The 5,468-nt window shown below is 58.1% G+C and carries 13 protein-coding genes and 1 other RNA gene; all 14 read left to right on the top strand.

Annotated features, from left to right (window positions below):
* On the top strand, positions 1-464 hold a 464-nt coding region (locus M8006_RS17310; protein ID WP_250084412.1), incomplete at its 5' end, for a hypothetical protein.
* Entirely contained in the window at positions 461-892 is a 432-nt protein-coding gene (locus tag M8006_RS17305; RefSeq protein ID WP_250084411.1) for a hypothetical protein, read from the top strand. The genes M8006_RS17310 and M8006_RS17305, both read left to right, overlap by 4 nt.
* A 2-nt stretch (positions 893-894) precedes the next feature.
* On the top strand, positions 895-1,152 hold the full coding sequence (locus M8006_RS17300; RefSeq protein WP_250084408.1) for a hypothetical protein: 258 nt from the start codon (positions 895-897) through the stop codon (positions 1,150-1,152).
* A gap of 3 nt (positions 1,153-1,155) precedes the next feature.
* On the top strand, positions 1,156-1,788 hold the full coding sequence (locus tag M8006_RS17295; protein ID WP_250084407.1) for a DUF3164 family protein: 633 nt from the start codon (positions 1,156-1,158) through the stop codon (positions 1,786-1,788).
* 1 nt (position 1,789) lies between these two features.
* Entirely contained in the window at positions 1,790-2,026 is a 237-nt protein-coding gene (locus M8006_RS17290; RefSeq protein WP_250084405.1) for a hypothetical protein, read from the top strand.
* Positions 2,023-2,259 carry a hypothetical protein gene (locus tag M8006_RS17285; protein WP_250084403.1) on the top strand — a complete coding sequence of 79 codons (237 nt, stop codon included), beginning with the start codon at positions 2,023-2,025 and terminating at the stop codon, positions 2,257-2,259. Before M8006_RS17290 ends, M8006_RS17285 begins: the two co-directional genes overlap by 4 nt.
* Entirely contained in the window at positions 2,246-2,584 is a 339-nt protein-coding gene (locus tag M8006_RS17280) for a hypothetical protein (protein WP_250084400.1), read from the top strand. The genes M8006_RS17285 and M8006_RS17280 overlap by 14 nt, the downstream gene beginning before the upstream one ends.
* Positions 2,582-2,648: hammerhead ribozyme type II (locus M8006_RS17275), an RNA gene on the top strand. Before M8006_RS17280 ends, M8006_RS17275 begins: the two co-directional genes overlap by 3 nt.
* A 9-nt stretch (positions 2,649-2,657) precedes the next feature.
* Complete coding sequence (locus M8006_RS17270; protein WP_250084398.1) at positions 2,658-3,062, top strand: hypothetical protein; 405 nt, start codon at positions 2,658-2,660, stop codon at positions 3,060-3,062.
* The gene (locus M8006_RS17265) at positions 3,059-3,508 is read left to right on the top strand and encodes a hypothetical protein (RefSeq protein ID WP_250084397.1); all 450 of its coding nucleotides are present in this window, start codon (positions 3,059-3,061) and stop codon (positions 3,506-3,508) included. Before M8006_RS17270 ends, M8006_RS17265 begins: the two co-directional genes overlap by 4 nt.
* Positions 3,498-3,920 (top strand): gp16 family protein, encoded by a 423-nt coding sequence (locus tag M8006_RS17260; protein ID WP_250084394.1) that lies wholly within the window; start codon positions 3,498-3,500, stop codon positions 3,918-3,920. Before M8006_RS17265 ends, M8006_RS17260 begins: the two co-directional genes overlap by 11 nt.
* On the top strand, positions 3,907-4,335 hold the full coding sequence (locus M8006_RS17255; protein WP_250084391.1) for a Mor transcription activator family protein: 429 nt from the start codon (positions 3,907-3,909) through the stop codon (positions 4,333-4,335). Before M8006_RS17260 ends, M8006_RS17255 begins: the two co-directional genes overlap by 14 nt.
* A gap of 28 nt (positions 4,336-4,363) precedes the next feature.
* A complete protein-coding gene (locus tag M8006_RS17250) occupies positions 4,364-4,714 on the top strand; it encodes a hypothetical protein (protein WP_250084390.1) in 351 nt (116 codons plus the stop codon).
* Between the two features lie 256 nt (positions 4,715-4,970).
* Positions 4,971-5,315 (top strand): putative holin, encoded by a 345-nt coding sequence (locus M8006_RS17245; RefSeq protein ID WP_250084388.1) that lies wholly within the window; start codon positions 4,971-4,973, stop codon positions 5,313-5,315.
* The last annotated feature ends 153 nt before the right edge of the window (positions 5,316-5,468 follow it).

Raw genomic sequence — 5,468 nt, 5'->3', positions numbered from 1 at the left:
GCGCCCGGCTACTCAATGAGCTGAAAGACACCATTAACAGCGGCGTGATTGAGCGCAAAGGCATCACGCGCGAGGCACCGCTGAAAGTATGGATCACGGCGCTGGATCAACTGCTGGAACGCCCACCCAGCAACTTACCGCTCAGCACCCACGGCTATTTATATGAAGTCGTCGCCAACAGTGCCGACCGCCACGCGGGTGAGCAGGAAAAGCAGCAGGAAGAGGCCAAGCGCAGCGGTGCCAAACAGCCTGCAAAGCCCACCCCCGCAGCGGCGCTGCGCGAGCGTTCGACCGATGACGTGTTAGCCGAACATGCCCGCATGGCCAACCGCCAATCCACGGTAACCACCACCCAAAAGGGCAAGCGGCAAACCGCCAAAGCGGTTGAGCAAGCCAACGCCCCCAAGCGGCTAGCCGACCTGTTGAAAGGCACCGGGGCAACCAGCGAGGAGCCAACGCGATGAACACCTACACCGATGCCCATCTTGAGCACTACGCCGACCGTTTCATTGCGCTGCGCCTAGCCCGCCACGGCGTCAACTTGGCGCAGTACCTGGCCAACGTGGAACGCTTCGAGCGCCTGGCGTTAGAGCCGGAGCCGCTACTGCCCGCCCAGCACGCCGCCGCTTTGCGCCTATGGCAAAAGCAGGATACCGGCCTAACCCAGCAGCCCAGCGAAGACAACGACATAGAGACCCAGGCCGCTGGCTGGGACTGGCGCGACCTATTAGAGCGCTGGCGAGCCGAAACCGAGGAAGCCGAGCGAGCGCTTTCCTGCATGCAGCAGCGCAACGGCGCATATGTCGAGCCACTACACCACCACCGACACAACCGTGGCATGAGTCGCGGCAACGCAAACTTTGAACGCAAGCAAGCCCGCAAAGGAGCCTGAACATGAATACACCTAAAACACCTATTGGACGCCTCGCGAGCATCAGAACCATAGGCAACCAAACCGTCAATCAAGTGATGAAAGATATGGATGAGGTGGGTGCTGGTGAGGTCTCTAGTGTCTTTACCGATAACAATAGCAACGTGTTGGGAGCGCTGATTTTTCTACATGGGCCAGACACAAAGCTTTATCTCGACGCTATCGAGAATGTGAAAAATGAGCTTGAAGACGAAGAAATCGCAGGCGAGGAAGAGGACTAAAACATGAACACCCCAGCCACTGAAACACAGCAAATACCCGAAGGCTTCCGCATGGACGCCAAAGGCCGTTTGGTGCCCTTAGAGCAAATCAAAGAAATCGACCAACTCCGCGATGAGCTAGTGCTCTCGATTGTTGATCGCGCCACTGAACTGCGCGACCAGCTGCGCGACTTCAAAAGCGACGTGTTCAGCGAGATCGAAGCCTTCGTTCAAACCTCCGCCCAGGAGTACGAAGTCCAGATCGGTGGCAAGAAAGGCAACATTCAGCTGGTCAGCTTCTGCGGCAAATATAAGGTGCTGCGCGCCATCTCCGAAAACATCACCTTTGATGAGCGCTTGCAAGCGGCCAAAGGGCTGATTGAAGAGTGCCTGCGGGACTGGACAACCGACGCCCGCCCCGAGGTGGCCACCATCGTGCAAGACGCCTTCCGCGTCGACCAAGCGGGCAACATCCGCACCGGCCAGGTGCTCGGCCTGCGCCGCCTGAACATCCAGGACAAACGCTGGCTGCGCGCCATGGATGCGATCAGTGACGCCATTCAAGTCACTGGCTCCAAGAGCTACATCCGCATCTATGAGCGGGTCGGCAGCACCGACCAGTACCGTCCCATCAGCCTAGATATCGCGGGGGTGTGAGATGACATCTATTACCAACGCCTCATCCATCCGCGTCAGCCCCGCCATGGGCGGGTTTGTCGCCACGTTGCGCGGCCAGCGTGCCACCGGCACCACCCACCGAGAAGCGGCGCTCGCTGTCGCGCGGCGTGTGTACGGCCCACGGGTCAACGTCCGCAACGACTACCTGCGCGACGCCGACACCATGGCGGGCATCCAGTACCGCTACCACATCACCCACATGCGAGGTGCCGCATGAACTATGAACTCAAAACAGGCGACCGCGTGAGCTACACGCGCACCGTCCGCAAAGGCAACCAAATCAGCATTTCAGCGCGTAAGGGAATGCTGGTCAGCATCAAAGGCGATGTAGCGTTTATCCGCGCCCAGAACGGGCGGTTGATCCACGTCACCATCGGCAATGTTCGGCCCGCTAACCAGCCCAACGCCCTAACCGAAGCCATGCAGGAGGCCGCAAGTGAGCAACGTTGAGATCACCAGCATGAACGTCGTCGTGGACAAACAAGCGATCGGCCAGGCGTTCACCACGCTGGCCGCGCCCCTCATTGTCGCAAAAGCCCTGACGGATGAACACGGCGAGCAGAGGGCTAAAGCCATGCTTGGTCTGGAACCGAATGAAAAATTCGACAAGGCAGGTGAGGCGGTCATTTGGAAATACAACGGTCTGGTGTGCCGCCTGGTGGTTGAGCCAGAAAGCGGTAGCTGGATGGGTAACAACCTATATCACGAGCCATTTAAGGGAATCTCTATCACCAACATCGAAGTCAACGGCAAAAAGATAAAACCCAATTCATAGCGAAACGCCCCCACGCGGGGGCGTCTGCTGGGCGTGGTGGCCCAGCACTGATGAGCAGCCAATGAGGTTAACAATGGACAAGTGGAAAACGATCAAAGAGCGCTTAAAGCACCTAGGCGGTTCCGTAAAGCTGCTGGCCGATGGCTACGAGCTTTCTCTGGCCAAGGCGCATGACGGCAAGAAGATATTCGTAGTCGTCTACGTCAACGGCGTTGTGGAGGGCAAGTGGACTGAAACCAAGGATGAAAAGCCCGTGTATCCCGAAGGACGGTTCTGGCGACCCGTGAAGCGAGCAGCATATCGCAAAAAAGTGTATGCGCATGCGAAGCGAGCGTTTGGCAAGAAAGAAGCCGATCGCATGGTGACGCCTCGGGTGGTCGGCGTAGTACCAACCTTTGGCACGGAGGGTGCTGCGGTGGCTCACCTCAAGAAGCACTTCCCAGACCTGGAACTGGTGAGCAGCGAGGTGGCGTCATGACCCTTGAGCGCATCCCCTACAAGCCAGTAGGCGAAGAGTGGCAGGAATCATTCGACATGCTATGCGGCATGTGCCGTCACCTGGGTGAGTGCCAGATCATCGAAGGCATGATCGACATGAAAGACGGCACGCCGTGGCCCCAGGGCGGCTGGGTGACTGACCCCGGCGCGGGCATTACCTGCCTGAGCTACCAGCCCAAGCCGGTGCGCATCCTGGAAGGCGAAGCGCTGGAAGAAGCGCTGAACAACGCGGTACCCATGTGCGGCGGCTGCGCTGCTCGCCGGGGCAGCGATGCCTCGAAAAGCTTGCACACCCAGCGCGACTTCAACGCTGCCGTGAAGCGCCAGGGCGTGTTTGCGTGCCACGAAGGTGAAAACCACGGCAAGCCCTGCGGCGGTTGGTGTAACGCGGTGCGCCGCCAGATGGAGAACAATCATGATCAGTAAAGGCAAACTCGCGCAAATCCACATCGCAAAAGCCCAACTAGGCCTTAGCGACGAAGACTACCGCGCGATCCTCGCCCGCACCGCTGGCGTGAGCAGTGCCAAACAACTCACAAATCGAACCGTTGGCGGTGTGATGCACGAGTTCCGGCGGTTGGGCTTTGAGCCCAAGCCCGCCAAAAAGGCAGGGCGCAAGGCACCGCGCCCGCCACGCTCACGCCAAGCGGAAATGAACAAGGTCGAGGCGCTGCTCACTCACGCGGGCCGCGCCTGGGCCTACGCCGATGGCATGGCCAAGCACATGTTCAAGGTCGACCGCGTGGACTTTCTCGACGATAACCAACTGCACAAGCTGCTCCAGGCGTTGATCATCGACGCCAAGCGGCAAGGACGGTACCCCGATGACCTCGCCTGACTCTCGTGATAATCAGGACAACTTCGATTTAGGGTTTGATGAGATCCCCGCCGATGCGCTGGAACGCCTGCCCGATCCCGAGCTGGCCCGCCACTGGCCCCAGTCGCTGGTCGATATGCTGCAAGTGATTGAAGCGGAATACGTCGCGGTGGGCATCGCGCCGCGCATCGCCCAACGCCTGGCGTTTTCCACCTTAAGAATTCTGGCGTATTACCACGGCGGGCAGGTATTCTATTTAGCCAAAGGGGATCAGCTCGACCGAGCGCTACGCGATCACCAGATATGGTGCGAGTTCGACGGCAGCAACCACGCCGAGCTAGCCCGGCGCTATGATAAGGGCGTGATGCAGATCTACAAGATTCTGGCCGAGCAGCGGTCACTACACCGCAACCGCGTGCAGCCAGGGCTGTTTTGATAACAATCAGAGAAAAAGCGGGGGCGATATGAAATTATTGGCAGGGTTTGGATTAGCATTATTTGCTGCTACATCAATGGCGAAAGAAAATGTGACGTTTTCTCAGTACAAAGTTTCGACAGAGGTAGCAGCCGATTTAGCGCGGCAGTGCCGAGTGGAAGTACAACAAGAGTATGGCGAGCGTTGCGACCGCTTTTATAGCCACATGGAAAACCACATGGCGCTCTATAACCAATTCACTAGCCGCATAGCTTCTGAAGGTGATAATGCCTACGGGAGTGCTGACTCAGTTGAACTTGAGATGCACCAAAAAACTGTATCTCGTTTGATGGAAAGTATGCAGTACATAAACACTATGTCTGAACTCCACTTCCAGTGAGCTAGCGTTCGCAACACCCAAACAAACCCGCCCCGGCGGGTTGTTTGCTTTCTGGGGCATTGTCAAACACCCTGCAATCGCGTTGAATACCCCTTAGAGCGCCGGAGCGACCTGATCGCCAGAGCGCCCCAATGCCCGCTGCCTAGCGGGCATTTTTCTTTAATCCCCGCTAATCCCGACACCCTCCCCAAACACCGTAGCCTGAACCTCACTGCACTTGCGCTTATTACCGCTAACCCTGCAATGAGGCTACCCCGTGAACCAACCATCACTTTTCCAGAAGCTACTCAACAAACTCCGCATTGGCCCCAAGCTGCTCGACAAACTCCGCATCGGCCCTTGGCTGATCCTCGCTGTCATCACCACCATCGCCGTTGGCTTTTGGTACCCGCACCAACTCGGCGTGCTGCTTTGGTCGCTCACCAAATTATGTTGGGGTGCCTACCTCGGCTACTGGATTGACCGCTCCATCTTCCCCTACGCCCGCCCAGGCGATTGGACAGATACCCATACCCCTGGCAACGGATTGTTGCCGATGCTCATGATCCGCCGCGTCATCATCATCGCCGCCGCCGTTCTCGCCCTTGGGCTGGGGGTGTGACATGGGCGCTGATACCGCCGCTGAGTTGCTAGCAGAGGGCGAGCGCTTAGTGGTCGAAATCGACGCCCTAACCCATGGCGTTTCGAAGCTGCCCTTATATCTGCGCTTGAAAGATGTGGTCGAGCGCGCCGAATCCGCGCTACAGGAGGAACG

This window comes from Halomonas llamarensis (assembly GCF_023555005.1).
In the GTDB taxonomy this organism is placed as follows: Bacteria; Pseudomonadota; Gammaproteobacteria; order Pseudomonadales; family Halomonadaceae; genus Vreelandella; species Vreelandella llamarensis.
The sequence above is the reverse complement of the archived record's forward strand: the minus strand, read 5'-3'. Positions and strand labels throughout refer to the sequence as shown.